At 28.3% G+C, this 22902-nt stretch carries 26 protein-coding genes, 1 tRNA gene and 1 other RNA gene; 23 read left to right on the top strand and 5 right to left on the bottom strand.

Going from position 1 to position 22902, the window contains the following annotated elements:
• The 6 genes from CLV39_RS08610 to mqnE form a co-directional block, all read left to right on the top strand.
• Nucleotides 1–240: hypothetical protein (locus CLV39_RS08610; protein ID WP_170145614.1), on the top strand; the 240-nt coding region annotated here is incomplete at its 5' end.
• Nucleotides 241–251: 11 nt separating this feature from the next.
• Nucleotides 252–737: an HIT family protein gene (locus CLV39_RS05935; RefSeq protein ID WP_121923317.1), complete on the top strand. Its 486-nt coding sequence runs from the start codon at nucleotides 252–254 to the stop codon at nucleotides 735–737.
• Nucleotides 730–1116, top strand: a complete 387-nt coding sequence (locus tag CLV39_RS05930) for a lipopolysaccharide assembly protein LapA domain-containing protein (RefSeq protein ID WP_121923316.1) — start codon at nucleotides 730–732, stop codon at nucleotides 1114–1116. Before CLV39_RS05935 ends, CLV39_RS05930 begins: the two co-directional genes overlap by 8 nt.
• A complete protein-coding gene (locus CLV39_RS08605) occupies nucleotides 1116–1253 on the top strand; it encodes a hypothetical protein (RefSeq protein WP_170145613.1) in 138 nt (45 codons plus the stop codon). The genes CLV39_RS05930 and CLV39_RS08605 overlap by 1 nt, the downstream gene beginning before the upstream one ends.
• Nucleotides 1254–1278: 25 nt before the next feature.
• Nucleotides 1279–2076 carry a 2-amino-3,7-dideoxy-D-threo-hept-6-ulosonate synthase gene (locus CLV39_RS05925; protein ID WP_121923315.1) on the top strand — a complete coding sequence of 266 codons (798 nt, stop codon included), beginning with the start codon at nucleotides 1279–1281 and terminating at the stop codon, nucleotides 2074–2076.
• 105 nt (nucleotides 2077–2181) lie between these two features.
• Nucleotides 2182–3294 (top strand): aminofutalosine synthase MqnE, encoded by a 1113-nt coding sequence (mqnE, locus tag CLV39_RS05920; RefSeq protein ID WP_407927232.1) that lies wholly within the window; start codon nucleotides 2182–2184, stop codon nucleotides 3292–3294.
• Between the two features lie 192 nt (nucleotides 3295–3486).
• On the opposite strand, the gene bamA is transcribed toward mqnE, so the two are convergent.
• The 4 genes from bamA to CLV39_RS05895 are packed head-to-tail and all read right to left on the bottom strand — an operon-like array spanning nucleotide 3487 to nucleotide 10240.
• Nucleotides 3487–5814, bottom strand: coding sequence for an outer membrane protein assembly factor BamA (gene bamA / locus CLV39_RS05910; protein WP_245960331.1), 2328 nt, complete (start codon nucleotides 5812–5814; stop codon nucleotides 3487–3489).
• 17 nt (nucleotides 5815–5831) lie between these two features.
• A complete protein-coding gene (locus CLV39_RS05905) occupies nucleotides 5832–8288 on the bottom strand; it encodes an ATP-dependent Clp protease ATP-binding subunit (protein WP_121923312.1) in 2457 nt (818 codons plus the stop codon).
• 54 nt (nucleotides 8289–8342) lie between these two features.
• Nucleotides 8343–9023, bottom strand: a complete 681-nt coding sequence (locus CLV39_RS05900) for an ABC transporter ATP-binding protein (protein WP_121923311.1) — start codon at nucleotides 9021–9023, stop codon at nucleotides 8343–8345.
• Complete coding sequence (locus CLV39_RS05895; RefSeq protein WP_121923310.1) at nucleotides 9023–10240, bottom strand: ABC transporter permease; 1218 nt, start codon at nucleotides 10238–10240, stop codon at nucleotides 9023–9025. Before CLV39_RS05895 ends, CLV39_RS05900 begins: the two co-directional genes overlap by 1 nt.
• Before the next feature lie 70 nt (nucleotides 10241–10310).
• Here CLV39_RS05895 and rpe point away from each other — a divergent pair, with 70 nt between their 5' ends.
• The 17 genes from rpe (at nucleotide 10311) to nadC (ending at nucleotide 22000) form a co-directional block, all read left to right on the top strand.
• Nucleotides 10311–10976, top strand: a complete 666-nt coding sequence (rpe, locus tag CLV39_RS05890) for a ribulose-phosphate 3-epimerase (protein WP_245960330.1) — start codon at nucleotides 10311–10313, stop codon at nucleotides 10974–10976.
• 231 nt (nucleotides 10977–11207) lie between these two features.
• Nucleotides 11208–11945: a 3-oxoacyl-[acyl-carrier-protein] reductase gene (gene fabG / locus CLV39_RS05885; RefSeq protein ID WP_170145616.1), complete on the top strand. Its 738-nt coding sequence runs from the start codon at nucleotides 11208–11210 to the stop codon at nucleotides 11943–11945.
• Nucleotides 11946–11972: 27 nt separating this feature from the next.
• Nucleotides 11973–12212: an acyl carrier protein gene (gene acpP, locus CLV39_RS05880; RefSeq protein ID WP_121923307.1), complete on the top strand. Its 240-nt coding sequence runs from the start codon at nucleotides 11973–11975 to the stop codon at nucleotides 12210–12212.
• A gap of 13 nt (nucleotides 12213–12225) precedes the next feature.
• Complete coding sequence (fabF, locus tag CLV39_RS05875) at nucleotides 12226–13470, top strand: beta-ketoacyl-ACP synthase II (protein ID WP_121923306.1); 1245 nt, start codon at nucleotides 12226–12228, stop codon at nucleotides 13468–13470.
• Nucleotides 13471–13478: 8 nt separating this feature from the next.
• Nucleotides 13479–14201 carry a ribonuclease III gene (rnc, locus tag CLV39_RS05870; protein WP_121923305.1) on the top strand — a complete coding sequence of 241 codons (723 nt, stop codon included), beginning with the start codon at nucleotides 13479–13481 and terminating at the stop codon, nucleotides 14199–14201.
• 278 nt (nucleotides 14202–14479) lie between these two features.
• Nucleotides 14480–15487 (top strand): mechanosensitive ion channel family protein, encoded by a 1008-nt coding sequence (locus CLV39_RS05865; RefSeq protein ID WP_121923304.1) that lies wholly within the window; start codon nucleotides 14480–14482, stop codon nucleotides 15485–15487.
• Nucleotides 15488–15518: 31 nt separating this feature from the next.
• Entirely contained in the window at nucleotides 15519–16757 is a 1239-nt protein-coding gene (locus CLV39_RS05860) for a tetratricopeptide repeat protein (protein WP_121923303.1), read from the top strand.
• A 43-nt stretch (nucleotides 16758–16800) separates the two neighbouring features.
• Nucleotides 16801–16891 (top strand) — tRNA-Ser (locus tag CLV39_RS05855).
• A 25-nt stretch (nucleotides 16892–16916) separates the two neighbouring features.
• An RNA gene (gene ffs / locus CLV39_RS05850) (signal recognition particle sRNA small type) lies at nucleotides 16917–17015 on the top strand.
• A 20-nt stretch (nucleotides 17016–17035) separates the two neighbouring features.
• Complete coding sequence (locus CLV39_RS05845; RefSeq protein WP_121923302.1) at nucleotides 17036–17713, top strand: response regulator; 678 nt, start codon at nucleotides 17036–17038, stop codon at nucleotides 17711–17713.
• Between the two features lie 53 nt (nucleotides 17714–17766).
• A complete protein-coding gene (locus CLV39_RS05840) occupies nucleotides 17767–18519 on the top strand; it encodes a YebC/PmpR family DNA-binding transcriptional regulator (RefSeq protein ID WP_121923301.1) in 753 nt (250 codons plus the stop codon).
• 2 nt (nucleotides 18520–18521) lie between these two features.
• Entirely contained in the window at nucleotides 18522–18977 is a 456-nt protein-coding gene (ruvC, locus tag CLV39_RS05835; protein ID WP_121923300.1) for a crossover junction endodeoxyribonuclease RuvC, read from the top strand.
• 6 nt (nucleotides 18978–18983) lie between these two features.
• Nucleotides 18984–19283, top strand: coding sequence for a 30S ribosome-binding factor RbfA (rbfA, locus tag CLV39_RS05830; RefSeq protein ID WP_121923299.1), 300 nt, complete (start codon nucleotides 18984–18986; stop codon nucleotides 19281–19283).
• Nucleotides 19284–19418: 135 nt separating this feature from the next.
• Nucleotides 19419–20249 carry a signal peptide peptidase SppA gene (gene sppA, locus CLV39_RS05825; protein WP_121923298.1) on the top strand — a complete coding sequence of 277 codons (831 nt, stop codon included), beginning with the start codon at nucleotides 19419–19421 and terminating at the stop codon, nucleotides 20247–20249.
• A gap of 73 nt (nucleotides 20250–20322) precedes the next feature.
• Nucleotides 20323–20667, top strand: a complete 345-nt coding sequence (erpA, locus tag CLV39_RS05820) for an iron-sulfur cluster insertion protein ErpA (protein WP_121923297.1) — start codon at nucleotides 20323–20325, stop codon at nucleotides 20665–20667.
• A gap of 80 nt (nucleotides 20668–20747) precedes the next feature.
• Nucleotides 20748–21176 (top strand): protoporphyrinogen oxidase HemJ, encoded by a 429-nt coding sequence (gene hemJ / locus CLV39_RS05815; protein WP_121923296.1) that lies wholly within the window; start codon nucleotides 20748–20750, stop codon nucleotides 21174–21176.
• Nucleotides 21176–22000: a carboxylating nicotinate-nucleotide diphosphorylase gene (gene nadC, locus CLV39_RS05810; RefSeq protein ID WP_121923295.1), complete on the top strand. Its 825-nt coding sequence runs from the start codon at nucleotides 21176–21178 to the stop codon at nucleotides 21998–22000. The genes hemJ and nadC overlap by 1 nt, the downstream gene beginning before the upstream one ends.
• On the opposite strand, the gene CLV39_RS05805 is transcribed toward nadC, so the two are convergent.
• Nucleotides 21997–22899 carry a TIGR01212 family radical SAM protein gene (locus tag CLV39_RS05805; protein WP_121923294.1) on the bottom strand — a complete coding sequence of 301 codons (903 nt, stop codon included), beginning with the start codon at nucleotides 22897–22899 and terminating at the stop codon, nucleotides 21997–21999. The genes nadC and CLV39_RS05805 overlap by 4 nt on opposite strands.
• Between the last annotated feature and the right edge of the window lie 3 nt (nucleotides 22900–22902).

The raw sequence follows: 22902 nt of genomic DNA, 5'->3' as shown, positions 1-22902 counted from the left end.
GAAATTGATATAAATTTTTTAAATGAGCTTTTTAAAGCTTGGATAAAAGAACATAATTTAGAGAATATAGAATATAAAGGAATATTTAAAGGCTTTTACTCAAAAGTAAAAGGAAAAGAAAGAGCTCAAGCAATCTTAATAAATTTCAAAGAAAGAAAACCTTTAATAAATTTATATGAAAAATGTAGGAAATTAGGTATAAAATTAATAATAGAAGTTGATCCTGTAAATCTTTTTTAAGAGGTAAAAATATGGAAAGATTATACTCACCTTGGAGAAGTCAATATATAGAAGGAGTTGATAAACAAGAAGGATGTTTTTTATGTAATGCATATAAATCAAATGATGATGAAAAGAACTTAGTTTTATACAGAGGAGAAAAATGTTTTGTAATAATGAATTTATATCCTTATAATGCAGGGCATTTAATGGTATGTCCAAATGAGCATATAGGAGATTTTTTAAAGCTAAATAAAGATACCCTTTGTGAGTTAAATATACTTACTCAGAAAATGATAAAAGCTTTAAAGATAGCTTTAAATCCAGATGGTTTTAATCTTGGCTATAATTTAGGAAGAGTTGCAGGGGCAGGACTTGAAACCCATATTCATAATCATATAGTACCAAGATGGAATGGAGATACTAACTTTATGCCGGTTATAGGAGAAACAAGAGTAATATCTCAAGATTTAAAAGAGATTTATTATAAAATAAAAGAGGTTTTAAAAAATGATTAATAAAATTAAACTTATATTTTGGCTTATTATTCTACTTGCAGTAGCATACTTTGTTTCTATGAATGTACAACCTTCAGTAAGTATAAATATTCTACCTACATTAAAAACACCACAACTTCCACTTGCTTTAATAATAATTATAAGTATGATAATTGGAGCTATTGTTATTCTACTTTTTGCAATTACAGACTGGTTTTCATTTAAAATTGAAAAACTAAAAGTTATAAGACAGTTAAACTTAACAAAAAATGAGCTTGAAAAATGCCAAAAAGAAAATGAAAAACTAAAAAAGGAAGTAGAAGATTTAAAAAAACAGCTTGAAATAGAAAAAAATAAACAAAATATTCAAGTTGAAGAAGTAGAAAAAGAGGAAGAATAATGGGATTATATGATAGAGATTATATGAAAGAAAGACAAACAGCTACAAATAAGTCTAATTTTAATCCAAAAGATTACTGGATAATATGGATAATTTTGGCATTTATTTTAGGTTTTATAATTGGTAAAATTTTATAAACAATAAAATATGGAGGATAAAGATTTGGGTATAGGAAAGAAAGTTAGACTTGAAAGAATAATAAATAGAGAAACAGGAAAAACAGTAATTGTACCAATGGATCATGGAGTAAGTTCAGGCCCAATAGAAGGTCTTATAAATATAAAAGAGACTGTAGAAAAAGTAGCAGAAGGTGGTGCAAATGCTATTATTTTACATAAAGGTATTGTAGAACAAGGACATAGAGGAAAAGGAAAAGATGTAGGCTTAATAGTTCATATGTCTGCATCTACAGATTTATCTTTAAAAAAGAATGACAAAGTTTTAGTTTGCACTGTAGAAGAAGCTATAAAGCTTGGTGCAGATGGCGTTTCTATCCATGTAAATATTGGAGCAGAAGATGAAAAACAGATGTTAAAAGATTTTGGAGAAGTATCTAAAGCATGTCTTGAATGGCAAATGCCACTTGTAGCAATGCTTTATTATAGAGGCCCTGAAGTCAAAAATCCATTTGATCCAGATGCAATAGCTCATATTGCAAGACTTGGAGCAGAACTTGGAGCAGATATTGTAAAAGTTCCTTATACTGGAAATCCTGAAACATTTAAAAAAGTTGTAGAAGGATGCCCTGTTCCAGTAGTAATTGCAGGAGGTCCAAAAGTTAACTCTGATGAAGAACTTTTAAAAATGGTATATGATGCAGTTGTTGTAGCAGGAGGAGCAGGATTATCTATTGGTAGAAATGTTTTCCAACATAGAGATGTTGCAAAAATAACAAAAGCACTTTCTGAAATAGTTCATAATAAAATATCTGTAGAAGAAGCATTAAAATTATTAAAATAAGGAAGGAGTTTTTTTTCCTTCCTTCTGATTTTTATCAGTTTAAAAATTTTCAAAAAAATGATATAAATAAGAAAAATCTTTATTCTTGAGGTATATAATTTGAAAATCGTAGAAGAAATAACTTCATTTTGTACAGATAAAAATCTTTTCCCAATTATAGACAAAGTATTATCAGGAGAAAGACTTTCTTTTGAAGATGGAATAAAACTATTTAATACTAATGATATTTTAACTCTTGGTAAACTTGCAAACTTCAAAAAAGAAGAAAAAAGTGGGAAATATGTTTATTTTGTAATAAATAGACAGATAAATCCTACAAATATATGCACCTTAGATTGTAAATTTTGTGCTTTTGCAACTATAGATAAAAATGATCCTAAAGCTTATGAGATGAGCATTGATGAAATAAAAGCAAAAGCAGAATATGCAGTATCTCAAGGAGCAACAGAAGTTCATATTGTTGGAGGTCTTCATCCAGATTGGTCTTTTGAAGATTATTTAAATATTATAAAAGCAATAAAACAAAACTTTCCTAATTTACATATTAAAGCTTTTACAGCAGTAGAAATAGATTATCTTTCTAGTCTTGCAAAACTTTCTTATGAAGAAACATTAATTGCATTAAAAGAAGCAGGCCTTGGAAGTTTACCAGGCGGAGGAGCAGAAATATTTGCTCCGAGAGTAAGAAGAATTATAGCCCCAAATAAAATAGGTTGGAAAAAATATCTTGAGATACATAAAATTGCCCATAATCTTGGATTAAAATCAACTACTACAATGCTTTATGGTCATGTAGAAACTTTTGAAGAAAGAGTTGATCATATGTTAAAAATTAGAGAAACTCAAGATGAAACCGGTGGTTTTACTTGTTTTATTCCTTTAGCTTTCCAACCTGAAAATAATGATCTTGGTAAAAAAGAGCATACTTCAGGAATTGATGATTTAAAAACAATAGCAGTTTCAAGACTTTTACTGGATAATATTCCTCATATTAAATCTTATTGGGTAATGCTTGGAGAAAAAATTGCCCAAGTTGCTTTAAACTTTGGAGCTGATGATATGGATGGAACAGTTATGGAAGAAAAGATAGCCCATTTTGCTGGAGCTAAATCTCCGACACAACAACAAAAAGAAAGACTAGTAAAACTTATAAAAGAAGCAGATAAAATACCTGTAGAAAGAGATACTTTATATAATCCTATAAAGATTTATGGATAAAAGAAGATTTATAGCTTTTTTTGTTTTATTTTTAACTGCAGTAGTATTTTTAATTATTCTTATTTCTGTGCCTTATCTATTTTTTCTTATTTTAAAAATATTTTTAATATCTTTAAAATTTAGTTTTATATTTATAATTTTATTCTGGTTTGTTTTTGTAATAATATGGTATTTATATAAACTTAAAAATTATTAAAAGAAACTTCCAAGAACAAATCCAAATCTAGTATCACTTATTCCTGCAGGTGGATTAAGAACCTTTCCATAATATAAATCAATTGGAGCCATAGGAGTAACTATCTTTAATCCTACTCCTGCAGAATAATAGAGGCTTAAATCTTTAAATTCATTAAATCCTTGTCCTGCATCCGAAAATACATAACCCCATAGAAAGTTCTGTACTAAAGGATGATTTATTTGAAAATTAAATATAAGCTCATTTTTAGCACCAAGTGGATTTAAAGCACTATCATAAGGCCCTGCCATACCATAATCAAAGCCTCTTACTGTAAAATCACCACCAACAAAGAAATATTCATCAAGAGGAATTTCTTTATTTATTTTTCTAACAAATCCATATCTTGCTTTAAATGAAAAAACAAAATCTGTCCAGAAAATATGATCCGGTACAATAACAGTTCCACTAAATACTCCTTTATAAAAATCTCTTGTTCCAGTACCTGTCTTTAAGGTAATTGTAAAATCTGTTCCTTTTGTTGGAAGTATAGGATTATCTACATCATTTCTATTAATAAACCAGTATATTGAGTATAAATCATACTTTCCAGCTTGCCTTTGAATATAATAAGGTGCATCAGTAGAAACATTTTTATATTCACCTTTTTCTAAGGTTAAGCCTATTCCTGTTCTCCAGTATTCTTTAAATTCTCTTGAAAGGGTAGGAGAAAATCCAAGTTTTTGAGCAACAAATGTTCCATAATCAACATAACTATCATAAAGTTTAAATCCAAGATCTAAAGGTTTATAAAAAGCCCATTTATGAAGATAAGATATAGAATTATTTCTATATTGAGAACCAACTGTTAAAGATAAACCTAAAGTATCTCCTGTTCCCATAAAATTACCTTTTTTAATAGATGCAAAGAAAGAAAGGCCTGTTAACTGACTATATCCTGCACCAACAGAGATCTGTCCTGTAAATCTTTCTTGTACATATGTATCTACATCAAGTTTGTCTTCCGAAACAAATTTTGGATTAAATCCAATTCCATTGTAAAATCCAAGTTTGTAAAGTCTTGCTTGAGAACGAAGAAGATCTTTTCTTTTGAATAAATCTCCTGGTGCAAATCTAAGTTCTCTTCTTATTACATAATCTCTTGATTCATAATTTCCATGAATATTTATTTTATTTACATAAAATATATTTCCCTTATCTATATTGTATACTACTTTTACAAGCTTATTTTTCTTATCTAATATTTTTTCATCATCTACTCTAGTGAATATAAATCCAAGGTCTGTATATTTATCTATAATTTCATCTTTTATCTTTTTAATTATCTCTCCATTGTAATAATCACCAATTTTTAAATCTCTTTTAAATCTTTCTAATATTTCATCTTTTGTATATAAAGTATTGTTTTTAAACTCAATAGCAGAGAGCTTATATCTTGGACCTTCTTTTATTGTAATAAATATATAATATTCTTCTCCATTTTTTAGCTCTATTTTTGGCTGAGATACAAAAACATCAAAAAATCCTTTATTAAGATAAAGCTGTCTTATTCTATCTATATCTTCATATAAAACTTCTTTTTGAAGTGAAGGATGGAATCTAAGTTTCCACCAACATCTTTTTTTGGTTTCCATAACATCTTTAATATCATCATCAGATATCTGCTTGTTTCCAATAATAACTATCTGTTTAACGTATGCTTTATGCCCTTCATCTATTTTAAATACAAGAATATTTCCCTTAAAATAGTAAGAAACTTTTGTATTATAAAATCCTTTTTCTTCATAAAGTTTTAAGATTTTCTTTTTCATTTTTTCTATTTCTTCAATAGAAAAAACCCTGCCAAGGCCTTTTTTTAAAGACTGAAGTTTTTCTTGAAGTTCAGGACCTACAGATGTAAGCCATGGCATAGTCCCGGTTTCTTGTCTTTCTTCTTCTATAATTCCTAAAGCATCTTTTAAATCTTGAGTACTTATTTCTTCATTACCTTCAAACTCTATCTTTTGCACGACAGGAAGTTCTTTAAATACAAAAATAAGATCTATGCCATTTTCTGTATATTGAGTATATGTTTCTATATCCTTAAAATATCCAAGTTTATATAAATCTCTTAATGTTGATGCTACTTTATCTCTTGTAACTATAGCACCTTTTTTTAATGGAATTAATGGCTTTATTATTTCTGGTTTTATATATTTTAATCCTCTAATCTCTATTCCTTTTAATCTATATACTTTTTGAATCTCTTTTTCTAAGGAAGGAGTTTGAATATTTTCTTGAGATTTTGAAGGAATAAAAAATAATAAAATAAAAAATAGGGGCAATAACCCCCATTTATATATTAAATTGTTGTAGCTTCTTCTTTTTTCTTGGTTGTTTTCTTTCTGGCTCTTGTTTTTTTGACTTTTAAACCAACTGTTCCATCTTTCTTCATAATTATTTCTGCAGTTGAACCTTCTGGCAGATTTCCTTTTAATATCTCTTCTGCCAATAAATCTTCTACAAGTGATTGTAAGGCCCTTTTTATACTTCTTGCTCCATATTCTGGATTGAATTCCTTCTCTATTAAATGTTCTACAAATTCGTCTGATAATTTCACTTTTACATTCCATTCACTTAACCTTTTATTTATTTCTTTAAGTTGAATATCAATTATACCTTTAACTATCTCTTTATCCAATGGTTTAAATACTATCACATCATCAAGTCTGTTTAAAAACTCTGGTGAAAAGTGCTTTCTAACTTGTTGTAAAACATTTTTCTTCATATTTTCATAATCAAGTAAAGATGATTTTTGTTCAAATCCCATTTTATTACTTTCAAGTATAAGTCTTGCTCCAAGGTTTGAAGTCATAATTATTATTGTATTGCTAAAATCTACAACTCTTCCAAAATTATCAGTTAATCTTCCATCATCAAATATTTGTAAGAAAATATTAAATACATCTGGATGAGCTTTTTCTATCTCATCAAATAAAAGTACTGAATAAGGTCTTCTTCTTACTGCTTCTGTAAGTTGTCCACCTTCTTCATAACCAACATATCCTGGAGGAGCACCAATAAGTCTTGATACTGTATGTTTTTCCATAAATTCAGACATATCAAATCTTATTAATGCATCTTCTGTTCCAAATAGATATTCTGCTAAAGCTTTTGCTGTTTCTGTTTTACCAACTCCTGTTGGTCCAAGGAACATAAATACACCTATAGGTCTATGTGATCCTTTTAATCCCACTGTATTTCTTCTTATAGCCTTTGAAATTGCAGATATTGCTTCATTTTGATCAACAACTCTTTTATGAAGCTCTTCTTCAATATGTAAAAGTTTTTCTGCTTCAGTTTGAGTTAATCTTGCTACTGGTATTCCAGTCCATTTAGCAATTACCATAGCTATATGCTCTTCTGTAACTTTTGGCACTTTTTCTTTTCTTTCTTCTTTCCACTTTGCTTTTTCTGTTTCAAATTTTGCTCTTAATTTAAGTTCTTCATCTCTGAGTTTTGCTGCTTTTTCATAATCTTGTTCTTTTGCTGCTTGTGCTTTTTCTTCTTCTATCTGTTTAATTCTTTCTTCTATTTTTTTAAGTTTAGCAGGTAGTTCTAATCCTCTTAATCTAACCCAAGCACCTGCTTCATCTATAAGATCTATTGCTTTATCAGGAAGTTGTCTATCTGCGATATATTTAACTGAATATTCAACTGCTTTTTCTATAGCTTTCTTTGTATAGTGAACATGATGAAACTCTTCAAACTTTTTCTTAAGACCCATTAATATTTTTACTGCATCTTCTGGAGAAGGTGGCTCTACTAATACTGGTTGGAATCTTCTTTCTAAAGCACCATCTTTCTCTATATATTTTCTATATTCATCTATTGTTGTAGCACCAATTAACTGAATTTCTCCTCTTGCTAAAGCAGGCTTTAACATATTTGAAGCATCTATTGAACCTTCTGCTGCACCTGCCCCAACAAGTGTATGAAGCTCATCTATAAATAATATTATATGAGGTGCTTTTTCTAACTCTTTTAATATATTTTTTAATCTTTCTTCAAACTGACCTCTATATTTTGTACCTGCAACTAATGCTGCTAAATCTAAAGCTACAACTCTTTTCCCAAGTAAAGGTTCTGGAACTTCTTTATTAGCTATTCTTTGAGCAAGACCTTCAACTATAGATGTTTTACCAACACCTGGCTCACCTATTAAAACTGGATTATTTTTTCTTCTTCTTGCAAGAATTTGTATAACCCTATCTATCTCTTTATCTCTTCCTATTACTGGATCTAATTTTCCTTCTTTTGCTAAAGCTGTTAAATCTCTTGAGAATCTATCTGTATTTGGAGTAGGTACTTGCTTTTGTTGTTCTTGAGGTGGTATTTCTCCAAGTATTTGAAGTATTTCTCTTCGTATAGAGTATTCATCTATACCAAATCCTCTTAAAACTCTTCCGCCAAGTCCAGTTTTTTCTCTTACAACACCTATTAAAAGATGCTCAGGCCCTACAAACTGGTGATGTAGTATTCTTGATTCTTCAACTGCATATTCTAAAACTCTTTTTGCATCAGGAGCAAATAAAACTTCTCCAACATGGGAACCTTTTACCATTTGAGAAGTTAATGTTCTTTTTACTTTTTCTACTGTTAATCCAAATCTTGATAAAACAAGTATAGGAATATCCTCTTCTTCAAGTAAAGATAAAAGAAGATGCTCACTTCCTAAATAATTACTTCTATATTCTAAAGCTATTTCTCTTGCATTTAATATTGCTTTCCTAGCTCTTTCTGTAAATTTTTCAAACATAACTTTTTACCTCTTTTTTATTTTTGCCATAAAATTGGCAAATTTGAAAAAATTTCAAGAATAATAATCATATAATAAACCATCTTTCATATAATAAATATCATTACAATATCTTGCTATGTCAATATCATGGGTAGCAATGATAATACTCACATTATGCTCTTTATTCAAGTTTTTAAGTATTTCCATTACTATTCTACTATTTTCACTATCTAAATTTCCAGTTGGCTCATCTGCTATTATTATTTCTGGATTGTTTATTAAAGCTCTTGCTATTGCTACTCTTTGTTGTTGGCCTCCTGAAAGCTGAGAAGGTTTATGATTTAATCTATCTTCTAAGTTTAGTTTTTTTAAAATATCTTTTGCCTTCTCATATGGTTTTTTTTCATTATTTTCATATATAAGCATAGGCATAGCAACATTTTCTAAAGCAGTAAATTCTGGTAGTAGATAATGGAACTGAAAAACAAAGCCAAGTTTTTTATTTCTAAATAATGCAAGCTGTTCCTCGGAAATGCTATAAATATCTTTTCCATCAATAAAAACTTTACCTTCTGTAGGTTTGTCAATTGCACCTATTAAATGTAAAAATGTACTTTTTCCTGAACCAGAAGGTCCCATTATTGCAATCATACTTCCTTTTTCAGCTTGAAAGTTAATACCTTTTAAAGCTTCAACCTGTCCTTCTTCAGTTTTATAAATCTTTTTTAAATTTTCTACTTTTATAAAAGCCATCACTCATACCTTAAAATTTTTGCTGGTATCTCTTTTGATGCAAAATATGAAGGAATTATAGAAGATATAAAACAGATTACAAGAGAAGAAATACTTACAGCTAATATATGAAAAATATTTATTTTTAGTGGTAAATACTCCATCATATAAACTTCAGGATTTAGTTTTACAAGATGATAAGTATCTCCAATATAAATAATTGTAAGGCCAATGATTAATCCAATTATGGTTCCTACGATTCCTATTATCATTCCTTGCCATAAGAAAATCTTAAGTATAAATCTATTATTTGCACCAATAGTTTTTAATATTGCTATATCTTTTCTTTTTTCCCTTGATTTTGTAATTAAAAGACTTGAAATATTAAAAGATGCAACTAAAACTATTAATGCTATTACTAAAAACATTGCAAGTTCTTCAAGTTGTAAGGCTTGAAATAAAGTTTTATTCATATCTATCCAAGTTTTAACAATATATATTGGATCTAAAATTTCTTCTAATTTTTTCTTAACAATATCAGCCTTATATGGATCTTTTAGATTAAGTTGTATACCAGTTATTCTATCTTGATAATCTAAAAATTTTTGAGCATCTTTTATATTCATCTGAACATAGCTTGAGTCATATTCGTATAATCCAAAATTAACAATTCCACCTATCTTAACTTTCATTACCTTAGGTATATATCCTATTGCTGTTTTTCTTCCGTAAGGGGATATAAGAGTTATTTTGTCTCCAACATCAACACCAAGTATCAAAGCTAAATCTTTTCCTATTAAAACAGTTTTTGGATTTTTAATAGAATCATAGCTACCTTTTATAATTTTAGTATTTGTTTTCATTATCTTTTTGTCTTTATCTGGATATACTCCCCTAACAAATATTGATTGGACTGTAGAACCAACAGAAGCAAGAGCTTGAGAATATATAAATGGCTGAAAATTTTTAATATCCTCTATTTTTTTTAGTTTATTTTGTAGCTTTTCATAATCTTCTTCCCAAAAACTATTTGCAAGTTTCATAATAATTACTTGAGGAGTAGTTTCTAATATTTTCTTTTTTAAACCATATTGGAAACCATTCATTACAGCAAGGGTAACTAAAAGAGCAGAAACTCCAACAACAATACCTATTAGTGAGATAATACTCATAAAAGAAAGGGCTTTACTTTTTAATGAGAATAAATATCTTAGAGCAATTTTTATATATAAAGGCATAAAACCTCTCTTATCTTGAGTTTAATTCTATTATACTATTATCTAGTATTTTTAAATGGAGGAATTTCCTTTGGAAAATAAAAAATTACTTGCACCTTCAATACTTTCAGCAGATTTTTCAAAACTTGGAAAGCAGATAAAAATAGCAGAAAATGCAGGAGCAGATATAATACATCTTGATGTTATGGATGGTAGATATGTACCAAATATTACCTTTGGAATGCCAATAATTGAAAAAATAAGACCTTTAACTAAACTTCCATTTGATGCACATCTTATGATAGTAGAACCTGAAAAATATGTTGCTGATTTTATAAAAGCTGGAGTAGATATGATCTCTTTTCATATGGATGCAACTATTCATTCTCATAGACTTGTTGAAAAAATAAAATCTCTTGGAGCAAAAGCAGGGGTTGTTTTAAATCCAGCAACACCAGTTAATACATTAGAAGAAATTATTTATTATGTAGATTATGTGTTAATAATGTCTGTTAACCCAGGATTTGGTGGACAAAAATTTATTCCTCAAACTCTTTTAAAAGTTAAGAAATTAAAAAATCTTATGGAAACTACAGGTAGAACAGATATATTAATAGAGATGGATGGAGGAATAAATAAAGATAATATAAATAAAATTTCAAGAGAAGGAGTCAATATATTTGTTGCAGGAAGTGCAGTATTTAAAGGAAATATAGAGGAAAATATAAAAACTTTAAAAGAAAATATGAAAATTTAAAAAGCAGAGAAAATATACCCATTTTATTTAAAGAAATTTTAGTGAAAAAAATATTAAAAAAAATTTAAAATCGGTATTCAACACAATAGATGATAACTTTTACTAACAACAAATATCTCTAATAAATAACTCTTAATCAATTTTTAAGTCTTCAAAAAGAATAAATACCATTTCTCACTTAAAGTATAAATATGATATAATACTAAATATTTTTTCTTAAAAAAGAGGTAGATTTTGGATTTTAAAGGTAAAAAAGCTATAATTACAGGCTCAACAAGAGGGATAGGAAAAGCTATAGCAGTAGAGTTTGCAAAAAGAGGAGCTACAGTAGTAATTACTGGTAGAGATAAGGCAAATGCTGAAGTTGTTGCAAAAAATATATCCTCAGAATTTGGTGTTGATGCTTATGGTGTAGAGCTTGATTTTTCTAAGGATATTTCAGAAAGCTGGAAAGAGATAGAAAATTACATAGATATACCAGATATATTAGTAAATAATGCAGGGATTACAAGAGATACCCTTTTTATTAGGATGAAAGAAGAAGACTGGAATGAAGTTATAAATACTAATCTTACTGGTACATTTAAAATTACTCAACTTGCAGTTAAAAAAATGATAAGAAAAAAATACGGTAAAATTATAAATATATCTTCAATAGTTGGCTTTACTGGTAATGTAGGGCAGGTTAATTACTCAACGTCTAAAGCAGGATTAATAGGATTTACAAAATCCTTAGCTAAGGAACTTGCTTCAAGAAATATAACTGTAAATGCAGTAGCACCTGGGTTTATAGAAACAGATATGACAGAAAATTTATCACCAGAAATTAAGGAAAACTACATTAAACAGATACCAGTTGGTAGATTTGGAAAACCTGAAGATGTGGCTTATGCAGTTTTATTTTTAGCTTCTGATTTAGCTTCTTATATTACAGGTGAAACAATCCATGTGAATGGTGGAATGTATTAATAATTAAAAAAACACAGGAGGTCAAAAATGGCTGAAAATATCGAAGAAAGAGTAAAAGAAATTATTGCTGATCAACTTGGAGTTTCTTTAGATCAGATTAAACCTGAATCAAGATTTGTTGATGATTTAGGTGCAGATTCTTTAGATGTTGTAGAACTTATAATGGCTTTTGAAGAAGAGTTTGGTGTAGAAATACCTGATGAAGATGCAGAAAAAATAGCTACGGTACAAGATGTTTTAGATTATATTGCACAAAAACAAGGATAATAGAGGTTTTTAAATGAGAAGAGTCGTCATTACCGGTTTAGGAGCTATAACACCTCTTGGAAATAATGTTCAAGATTTTTGGCAAGGTCTTATTGAAGGAAAAAGTGGTATTGATGTAATAAAAAGATTTGATCCTTACTCTTATAAACTTCCTGTCGTAATAGCAGGAGAAGTAAAGGATTTTGATCCTACCCAGTATCTTGATAAAAAAGATGTAAAAAGAATGAGTGATTTTGTAAAGTTTGCTGTTGTTGCAGCAAAAGAAGCAGTTAAAGACTCAGGATTAGAAGTTGATAAAATAGATCCTACAAAAGCAGGTGTTATAGTGGGAACCGGTATTGGCGGGCTTAGAGATATTGAAGATCAACAACAAATTCTTTTAGAAAAAGGTGCCAGAAGGGTTTCTCCTTTCTTTATTCCTTCTGGAATTTCAAATATGGCTTCAGGATATATATCCATAGAGTTTGGTTTTAAAGGTCCAAATAGCTGTGTTGTTACTGCATGTGCAACAGGAACCCATTCTATAGGTGATGCTTTTAAAATTATCCAAAGAGGCGATGCAGATATAATGATAGCTGGTGGCACAGAAAGTGCTATTACACCTCTTGGAATAGCAGGATTTGCAAATATGAAAGCTCTTTCTACAAGAAATGGTGAACCTCAAAAAGCTTCAAGGCCTTTTGATGCAGAAAGAGATGGTTTTGTTATGGGAGAAGGAGCTGGTATTTTAGTATTAGAAGAATTAGAGCATGCAAAAAAAAGAGGAGCAAAAATATATGCAGAAGTAGTTGGATATGGAATGACAGGAGATGCTTACCATATAACTGCTCCTTGTTCAGATGCAGATGGTGCTAAAAGAGTAATATCAATGGCTTTAAATGATGCAAGATTAAATCCAGAAGAAATAGATTATATAAATGCCCATGGTACATCTACACCTTTAAATGATAAAGTAGAAACCTTAGCAATAAAAGAAGTATTTAAAGATCATGCCTATAAATTAAAAGTTAGTTCTATTAAATCTATGATTGGTCATTTACTTGGTGCAGCAGGTGGTGTTGAAGCAGTTGCAACAGCTAAAACTATAGAAACTGGGATAATTCCTCCAACTATAAATTATGAGCATCCTGATCATGATTGTGATTTAGATTATGTACCAAATAAAGCAATAGAATATCCTGTAAAAGCGGCTATTTCTAACTCTTTTGGTTTTGGTGGAACAAATGCTTGTTTAGCTTTCAAAAAATTTGAAGACTAAAAATTTAGATGACTTATCCAGAAAAGTTTTTAAAAAGGATTGAAAAGTTAGAAGAGATTTTAGGATATACCTTTAAAAATAAAGAGTATCCCTTAACTGCATTAACTCATTCTTCTTTTGTTTCAGAATATAAAAAAGATATAAAAGATTATGAAGTATTAGAATTTCTTGGAGATTCTGTTTTATCACTTATAGTAAGTGAGATTTTAATCAAACAATATCCAAAAGCAAGAGAAGGAGAACTATCCAAAATAAGATCTTCTGTAATCAGTGAAGCTTTCTTAGCAAAACTTGCCAAGATGATAAAGTTAAATGAACTTGTTCTTTTAAGCCGAGGAGAGATAGCTCAAAAAGGAATGGAAAGAGAGTCTTTACTTTGTGATGTATTTGAGGCAGTTTTTGGAGCTATATACACTGATTGTGGATATTATATAGATCCTCCAAGGCAGGTTTTTAATAGGTTATTTAAAGATTTTCTTATTAAGAGTATAGAAAATAATGAAATTCCAAGAGATTATAAATCTATACTACAAGTTTATACTCAAAAACATTTAAAAACTATTCCTAAATATATCTTAGTTGAAGCAAAAGGTCCTGAACATGAAAAAGAATTTACAGTCCTTTGTAAAGTAGAAGATATAGTAGAAACTATTGGGAAAGGAAAATCTAAAAAAGAAGCAGAAAATAAAGCCGCAAGTAAAGCTTATAAAAAACTAAAAGAGAAAAATTAGGAATAGAACTCTATAAACCTTTGATTATCTTTTTGAATTTCAATATAGTTCTTCTTATTTTTATTTCCTCCTACTTTTAGAGAATATAGAGATTTATTAGGAAGATTAAAGTATAGCTAATTTTTATTTATAAATTTCAGCCGGATTTCAAATCTTCTTATATTTAGGTTTTCTACCTACCTTCGGAGATAATCCAAAAGAAATAGCTATAACTTTAAAAATTTCAGATAATTCAGAGTATAATTTTTATAATTTATCACCCAAAGGGTATATGAAAAATGAAAAAATTAGCTATTAAATATATTTCTATAATACTATTCATAATAATACTTATCTCAATTTCTTTATTCTATTTAAGTGAAATCTCTATATCAAAAGATCTTAATGATTTAATATCTATGTTTTGGAAAATTTTAGTAAACCCAATATTTAAAATTGGTAATACATCTATAAGCATACTTAATATAATTATTGCTATTTTAATTTTTTCTGCTGGATTTATAATAGGAAAACTTTATAAAAAAAACATAAAAAAAATTACACATAAATATACTTCAATAAATAGATCAACCCTTACAATTATTTCAAACATTGGTTATTATCTTATTATTATTTTTGCTTTCTTTATTGGCTTAAATATTTTAGGAATTAATCTTTCTTCTATAGCTTTAATTGCAGGAGCTTTATCAGTTGGAATTGGTTTTGGCTTACAGAATGTAGTTTCTAACTTTATTTCAGGAATTATATTAATGTTTGAGCATAGCATTAAAATAGGAGACTACATAGAACTATCAGATGGTATAAAAGGTCGCGTTAAAGATATTAGAATGAGATCAATAACAATCACAACTAACTCTAATATAGATATTATTATTCCTAATCAGTACTTTATTCAAAACAATGTAATTAACTGGACTATGGAAGATATGATTAGAAGATTTGAAATTCCTTTTGGAGTAGCTTATGGTACAGATCCTCAAAAAGTAATAACTGTAATAGAAGAAGCTGTTAAGAAAAGTAATTTCCCAGATGTTATTGATACCCCAGATAAAAAAACAAGAGTTGTAATGACAGGATTTGGAGATAGTAGTATAAATTTTGAACTTTTTGTTTGGATTCAAGGCCCTGAAATTTCATATCCGAAAAGAACAAAATCAAGATTTTTAATCTTAATTTATAAAACATTAAATGAAAACAATATTGAAATTCCATTCCCTCAAAGAGATCTTCATGTAAGAAGTATAGATGAAGATATTATCAAAAAGTTGAATATTACCGAAAGTTAAAATATATAAAAACATAAAATGGAGTTTTTTAATGAAATTCACAGTTGGTTTGATAAACCTATCACAAAAAGAAAAAATTTCAAATGAAACTTTAGAAAGTTTAGAAAAAAATAAAGAATATATAGATAAAGTTTTATATTCAGGAAAAAAAGAGGATATTGAAAATTTTCCAATAGATTTAGAAGTAATTCCATTAAATATAGAAAGTGAAAATAAAGCCTATATTAGAAACAAGATTTTAGAAGAATCAAAAGATAGTCAGTATATTTTATGGCTTTCAAATGAATCTATTCTTGAAGAAGAAACCTTAGAAGAATACAAAGAAGTTTTAAAAGAGTTTCCAGATGTAGATATTATATATCCAAATGAGATATTAATTGATTTTAATAATGAAGAAAATACAAGAACATTTAACGATTGGTATAAAAAAGAAATAGAACTTTTGCAAGGAATAACATTAGAAAAATATTTACCAGAGTTTGGAGTTTTAACAAAAAAAGAAATATTTGAAAAATTTGGAAAGTTTGATGAAAATTTTGAAGATTATGAGTTTTATAGATTTATAAGTTTAAACATAAAAAATTTAAAATTAAAGCTATCAGAATTTAGCTTTATAAAAAGAAAAATTTTTCAAACTTTTATTGATACTTCTTTTCATTCTAAAAATTTAAGAGACATTATCAATATTTATGATTGGAAAAAAGAAATATTTCCAAATTTAAACTGGGAAAAGGAAAAAGTAGCTAAGGCTACAGCTTATACAATAATTGCTGATAGGTTAAGAGAATATATAGACCTATATAATGCTACAGAGTTTTATAAAAAAGCTTTATTAACATTCCATAATCAACATTCTTTAAAATCTTTAATAGATACATATATCCAGATGGGTGATTTTGATAAAGCAAGGTATATGTTAGAAGAACAAGGATTATCTGAAAAAGAAATAAAAAAATATAAAGAACAGATAGATAATATAGAAAATATTGTAAATAATCTTGAAAAAGCAGTAGAAGAAGGAAAAGCTAAAGAAGTTTTAGCTTCCATTCCGGAAGTAATATCTATTTATGAAGGAGCACCTATATATAATATTCTTGGAGTTATACATTTTATAGGTAAAGATATAGAAGGTAGTTATAAATATCTTTATAAAGCAGTAAGTATGAATCCCCTAAATGAATATTATAAAGCAAATTTACTTGATGTAGCTAAACTATTAAATAAAACTTCAAAAGTAGAAAAACTTATAGAAAGAATTTTAATAAACTAAATTTGAAATTTCTTTTAATTAGCTTATAATATTAACCTTCTTTGGATGGGTGTCCGAGCGGCCGAAGGAGCAGCACTGGAAATGCTGTGCACCTTTTTAAGGTGCCGCGGGTTCAAATCCCGCCCCATCCGCCATGAGAATTTGTGATAAAATAAAAATTCCCGGGTCCCGCCGGGTAGGAGCTGGTGAACCCCGCCAGGCCCGGAAGGGAGCAACGGTAAGCCAGTTTCCTACGCCGGATGGGTTTCCCCGGGTTAAAAATAATTAAGAGGGAAAATATGCCTCTTGTTTATATAGTTGAAGATGATGAAGATATTAATGAACTTCTTTCTTACAATCTAAAAAAAGAAGGATTTAAAGTTAAATCTTACTTTAGTGGAAAAGATGTTCTTGAAGCAATAGATAAAGATATTCCAGATATTATAATCTTAGATATAATGCTTCCAGATATTGATGGTCTTGAGGTCTGTAAAACACTCAGATCTGATAAAGATAAAAAAAATATACCAATTATTATGTTAACTGCTAAAAGTACAGAAATAGATAAAATTGTAGGTCTTGAACTTGGAGCAGATGACTATATTACAAAACCATTTTCAATAAAAGAATTAATAGCTAGAATAAAAGCAGTGTTAAGAAGAGCTAAATTAAAACAAAAAGATAATATTAAACATATATCAGGACTTGAGATAAATCCTAATAAATTTGAGATAAAAGTAGATGGTAAAAAAATAAATCTTACTGCAAAAGAGTTTAAGCTTTTAATGGCATTAATAAATTCTGAAAATAAAGTTTTATCAAGAAATTATATATTGGAAACTGTATGGGGAAATTATACAGATGTATATGATAGAACAGTTGATGTTCATATAAAAAATTTGAGAACTAAACTTGGCAAATATGGTAAAAACATAAAGACAGTCAGAGGAATAGGTTATATGTGGGAAGAAAGTTGAAAAATAGAAAAAATCCAATATATTTTCCCTGAAAATTTGAAAGGAGGATTTAAATGGCTGGACATAGTAAATGGCATAATATAAGACATAAAAAAGCAAAACAAGATGCAAAAAGAGGCCAGATATTTACTAAATTAATAAGAGAAATAACTATTGCCGCAAGACAAGGTGGTGGAGATCCAGAGTTTAATCCAAGATTAAGAATAGCAATAGACAAAGCTAAAGAACATAATATGCCTGCAGAAAATATAGAAAGAGCTATAAAAAGAGGTACTGGTGAACTTGAAGGAGTAAATTATGAAGAAGTAAGTTATGAAGGATATGGTCCTGAAGGGGTTGCAATCATAGTTGAATGTGTTACAGACAATAGAAATAGAACAACTGGTGAAATAAGACATATTTTTTCAAAATATGGAGGTAATTTAGGTTCTTCAGGTTGTGTTTCCTTCTTATTTGAAGATAAAGGAGTTATCTTAGTACCAAAAGATTCTATAACAGAAGAAGAAATTTTTGAAAAGGCCATAGAAGCAGGTGCAGAAGATGTAATTACAGAAGATGATAACTATTATGAAATAAGAACATCACCAGAAGATTTATATTCAGTTAAAGAAAATTTAGAAAAAGAAGGTATCAATATAGAAAAAGCAGAGCTTACAAAAATACCAACAACAACTGTTGAGATAAAAGATCCAGAAACTGCAGAAAAACTTATGAAACTTCTTGATGCTTTAGAAGAGCAAGATGATGTTCAAAAAGTCTATTCTAACTTTGAAATGGAAGATCAGCTTATGGAAAAAATATCTTAAAAATGATTATCCTTGGAATTGACCCGGGAAACTATAATACCGGGTTTTCTTGTATTAAAATAAATAATAAACAACCAATACTTTTAGATTCAGGAGTAATAAAAAGTAGAAAAAAACCTGATAATCTAAATAAAATTTATAACGGATTAGACTCATTAATAAAAAAATATAATCCAAAAGAGATAGCTTTAGAATCTTCATTCTATGGTAAAAATCCTCAATCTTTGATAAGATTAGGAGAGGTTAGAGGAGTTATACTACTACTTTCTGCTAAAAATAATATTCCAATTTATGAATATACTCCTCAACAAGTAAAAAATGCAATTACTGGTTATGGATGGGCAGATAAAGAGCAAGTAATGATAATGGTAGAAAAAATATTTAATAAAAAAGTAAAAACAGCAGATGAATCAGATGCTATTGCAGTTGCATTTTGCCATTTTCTAAATAGGAGGTAGATTTTTATGAAAAAATCAATAAAAGCAGATAAGATAAATAATGCTTTAAAACAAGCTATAAGTGAAATTATTCAAGAAGAAATTATGGAATATTCAGCAGATAATTTTATTACTGTTATGTATGTTATAGCTTCTCCTGACTTAAATAAAGCAGATGTATATGTATCTGCTTTAAAAGATATAGATAAAGTAGTAGAAACATTAAATAAAAGAAGTCCTTATATTAGACATCTTCTTTCAAAAAAGTTAAAATTAAGAAGACTACCGCAACTAAAATTTTTACCTGATGAGTATAAACTAGTATAGTATATGGAAAAGATTTTTAAAGTTTTAGCTTTAAAGCTTGTAAAAAAAGCAATTTCTAAAATTACTCAAGCTATATTTTTTGTAGCAGTAGAGGAAATTAGAAAAAAACTAAAAAAATGATGTTAGGTTAAGATAATGAAAAAGAAAATAATTATAGGAATTATAACTTTTATTGTTTTGATATGGATAATTTCCTTTATAAAAGCTAAATCTACTCCTAAAATAGCTTTAATAGATATAAAAGGAGTTATAGCTGATTATAAACCTACTTTAAGATATTTAAACATAGCCCAAAAGGATAGTAGCATAAAAGCAGTTGTTCTTAATGTAGATAGTCCTGGAGGTGCAGTTGGAGCATCTCAAGAAATATATAGAGCAATAGAAAAATTAAGAAAGAAAAAACCTGTAATAGTTTCAATGGGAAATGTTGCTGCATCTGGTGGATATTATATATCTTCTGCTGCAAATGTTATATATGCAAACCCTGGAACAATAACAGGAAGTATTGGAGTTATAGTTCAACATACAGACCTTACAGATTTACTTAATAAATTAGGGATAAAAATAAATAATATAAAAAGTGGTAAAAATAAAGATATTCTTTATCCAAACCATAAACTAAAGCCAGAAGAAGCAAAACTAATAAAAGAAACTATCATTGATGTTTATGAGCAGTTTTTAGATGCAGTAGTAAAGTATAGACATTTAGATAAAGAAAAGCTAAGACCTTATGCAGATGGAAGAATATTTAGTGGAAGACAAGCTTTAAAGCTTGGCCTTGTTGATAAACTTGGCAATTTACAAGATGCTATCCAAGAAGCAAGGAAAATGATAGGTAAAGAAGGAAAAAATGCAGTTGTAGTTCAGATAGGAGAAGAAAAAAGTTTTATTGAAAGATTATTAAAAAATAAAATTAACTTGGATTTAGGACTTCAGTCTGGAATATATTATTTACTATCTTTCTGATTAATCTCATACATAAGAATAAAAAAATATATAAGATATAAGAAACTATTTAAAATTTTGGAGGTATTTAGTTATGCAACAACAAACAGAAAACTTAGTAATAGTTACAGAATCTGCTGCTAATGAAATTAAGAAAATAGCAGAGGAACAAGGTATTGAAAATCCTATATTAAGAATTAGAGTTGTTCCTGGTGGATGTTCAGGGTTCCAATATGCAATGGGATTTGATGAAGAAGTAACTGAAAATGACAAAGTTACAGAAGTTGATGGTGTGAAAGTTGTAGTTGATGAATTTTCAGCTCCTTATATAAAAGGTGCTACATTAGATTATGTAACAGATTTTATGGGTGGTGGATTTACAATTAAAAATCCTAATGCTTCAGGTTCTTGTGGTTGTGGAAGTTCTTTCTCTTGCTAATTTGACTACAAATTTAGTCTTATTATAAAATGAAGGCAGGGAGTTTATCCCTGCCTTTTTTATTTTGTGGAGGGTTTTTAATGTATCTATGGATAAAAGCTATTCATGTAATATCTATTATATCTTGGATGGCAGTATTATTTTATCTTCCAAGATTATTTATTTATCATACGGAAAATAAAGATAATAAAGATTTTGTAAAAGTTGTTAAAGTAATGGAATATAAACTTCACAAGTTTATAGGAATTCCTGCATTTTGGGGGACTTTAATAACTGGTTTATTACTACTTTATCTAAATCCTGCATTATTTAAAACTGGTGGCTGGATACATCTTAAACTAACTGCTGCTGTTTTATTAATACTTTATTATATCCATTTAGCAGTAATTAGAAATAATCTTGAAATAGAAAATTATAAATATTCTTCTAAATTTTTAAGATTTTATAACGAAGTTCCAACAATTTTAATGATTATTATTGTAATAATGGTAATAGTAAGGCCATTTTAATGGATAGAATATTCTTAAAAAAACAGCTTGAAAGATTTTATTTAGAAGATATAGGTTATAAAGATATTACAACAGATAGCTTAACTGTAGATAAGCAGATAAAGGCAAAAATTATTGCAAAAGAAGATGGTATTTTTGCAGGTGGTATTTTTGCAAAAGAAGTATTTCTAATGGTAGATAACACATTAGAGATAAATATCTTAAAAAAAGAAGGACAAGAAATAAAAAAAGGAGAAACTTTAATAGAAATAAAAGGTAGCGGAAAATCAATACTAAAAGGGGAAAGGCTTTCTTTAAACATACTCCAACGATTATCAGGGATAGCAACAAAAACAAGAGAGTTTGTAAAAGCTCTTGAAGGTACAAAAACAAAACTATTAGATACAAGAAAAACAACACCCGGTTTTAGGGCTTTTGAAAAATATGCAGTGAAAATAGGAGGAGGATATAATCATAGGTTTGCTCTTTATGATATGGTAATGATTAAAGATAATCATATATCCTTAGTTGGAAGTATTAAAGAAGCAGTAAATCAAATAAAGAGAAATGTTTCTCCAATGGTAAAAATAGAAGTTGAAACTTCTAATTTGGAGCAAGTAAAAGAAGCTTTAGAATCAGATGTAGATATTATAATGCTTGATAATATGTCTCTAAAAGAGATGAAGGATGCAGTAAAACTAATAAATGGAAAAGCTTTAACAGAAGCATCAGGAAATATAACCTTAGAAAATATAAAACAAGTAGCTCAAACAGGAGTTGATTTTATTTCAACAGGTGCTACTATCCATTCAAGTAAATGGCTTGATATTAGCCTTAAATTTTAGACTAATCTTAAAAGTTCTTTTTCTTTTATTTTTTCTTCTATAGTTTTTAAAACTTCTTGTTTTCTTTTTGGACTACACCAATCAGGAGCAATAAGTTCTTCATCAGGAGCTTCACCTGTTAATCTATGTACTATAATATCATCAGGTAAATACTGAATAAGATCAGCTACAATCTCAGCATATTCTTTTAAATCAAGAAGTTTAATTTCTCCATTTTTATACTGTTTTTCCATTATTGTATGCTTTACTATATGAAGAGGATGTATTTTTACTCCATCTATTGGCAGTGCAGCGAAAAGTTTTACAGTTTCTATATAATCTTCATAAGTATCTCCCGGAAGTCCAACAATCATATGAGCACAAACTTTTATATTTGGTCTTTTTTTTGTTCTTAATACTGCATCTACAAAATCTGCAACTCCATGGGCTCTATTAATATCCCTTAAAGTTTTTATATTAGCAGTTTGAAGTCCATACTCTATCCATATTTCAGGCTTTTTTATAGTATATGTAGCTATTAAATCTAAAACCTCCTCAGGTACAACATCAGGTCTTGTTCCTATGGACATACCAATGATTTCATCATATTCCATAGCTTTATCATATATTTCTTTTAATTTTTCTACTGGAGCATAAGTATTTGTATATGCTTGGAAATATGCTAAAAATCCTTTTATATTTTTAAATCTTTTTTTATAAAAAGAGATAGCCTGATTTATTTGATTTTCTACAGTTTCCTTAGTCATTGCATAAGGACTAAAAGATATATTATTACAAAATGTACATCCACCAGATGCTTTTGTACCATCTCTATTTGGACAGGTAAAACCAGCATCTATGGATATTTTTTGAATTCTTCCACCATATTTTTCTTTAAGATATTGATTAAACTTTATCATAAT

The organism is Hydrogenothermus marinus, from assembly GCF_003688665.1.
In the GTDB taxonomy this organism is placed as follows: Bacteria; Aquificota; Aquificia; order Aquificales; family Hydrogenothermaceae; genus Hydrogenothermus; species Hydrogenothermus marinus.
The sequence above is the reverse complement of the archived record's forward strand: the minus strand, read 5'-3'. Positions and strand labels throughout refer to the sequence as shown.

Excerpts from the sequence above, each read along its gene's own strand:
- CLV39_RS05935 (WP_121923317.1), top strand. The coding sequence starts at position 252 with ATGGAAAGATTATACTCACCTTGGAGAAGTCAATATATAGAAGGAGTT.
- CLV39_RS05930 (WP_121923316.1), top strand. The coding sequence starts at position 730 with ATGATTAATAAAATTAAACTTATATTTTGGCTTATTATTCTACTTGCA.
- CLV39_RS08605 (WP_170145613.1), top strand. The coding sequence starts at position 1,116 with ATGGGATTATATGATAGAGATTATATGAAAGAAAGACAAACAGCTACA.
- CLV39_RS05905 (WP_121923312.1), bottom strand. The coding sequence starts at position 8,288 with ATGTTTGAAAAATTTACAGAAAGAGCTAGGAAAGCAATATTAAATGCA.
- CLV39_RS05900 (WP_121923311.1), bottom strand. The coding sequence starts at position 9,023 with ATGGCTTTTATAAAAGTAGAAAATTTAAAAAAGATTTATAAAACTGAA.
- CLV39_RS05895 (WP_121923310.1), bottom strand. The coding sequence starts at position 10,240 with ATGCCTTTATATATAAAAATTGCTCTAAGATATTTATTCTCATTAAAA.
- acpP (WP_121923307.1), top strand. The coding sequence starts at position 11,973 with ATGGCTGAAAATATCGAAGAAAGAGTAAAAGAAATTATTGCTGATCAA.
- fabF (WP_121923306.1), top strand. The coding sequence starts at position 12,226 with ATGAGAAGAGTCGTCATTACCGGTTTAGGAGCTATAACACCTCTTGGA.
- rnc (WP_121923305.1), top strand. The coding sequence starts at position 13,479 with ATGACTTATCCAGAAAAGTTTTTAAAAAGGATTGAAAAGTTAGAAGAG.
- CLV39_RS05865 (WP_121923304.1), top strand. The coding sequence starts at position 14,480 with ATGAAAAAATTAGCTATTAAATATATTTCTATAATACTATTCATAATA.
- CLV39_RS05860 (WP_121923303.1), top strand. The coding sequence starts at position 15,519 with ATGAAATTCACAGTTGGTTTGATAAACCTATCACAAAAAGAAAAAATT.
- CLV39_RS05845 (WP_121923302.1), top strand. The coding sequence starts at position 17,036 with ATGCCTCTTGTTTATATAGTTGAAGATGATGAAGATATTAATGAACTT.
- CLV39_RS05840 (WP_121923301.1), top strand. The coding sequence starts at position 17,767 with ATGGCTGGACATAGTAAATGGCATAATATAAGACATAAAAAAGCAAAA.
- ruvC (WP_121923300.1), top strand. The coding sequence starts at position 18,522 with ATGATTATCCTTGGAATTGACCCGGGAAACTATAATACCGGGTTTTCT.
- rbfA (WP_121923299.1), top strand. The coding sequence starts at position 18,984 with ATGAAAAAATCAATAAAAGCAGATAAGATAAATAATGCTTTAAAACAA.
- sppA (WP_121923298.1), top strand. The coding sequence starts at position 19,419 with ATGAAAAAGAAAATAATTATAGGAATTATAACTTTTATTGTTTTGATA.
- erpA (WP_121923297.1), top strand. The coding sequence starts at position 20,323 with ATGCAACAACAAACAGAAAACTTAGTAATAGTTACAGAATCTGCTGCT.
- hemJ (WP_121923296.1), top strand. The coding sequence starts at position 20,748 with ATGTATCTATGGATAAAAGCTATTCATGTAATATCTATTATATCTTGG.
- nadC (WP_121923295.1), top strand. The coding sequence starts at position 21,176 with ATGGATAGAATATTCTTAAAAAAACAGCTTGAAAGATTTTATTTAGAA.
- CLV39_RS05805 (WP_121923294.1), bottom strand. The coding sequence starts at position 22,899 with ATGATAAAGTTTAATCAATATCTTAAAGAAAAATATGGTGGAAGAATT.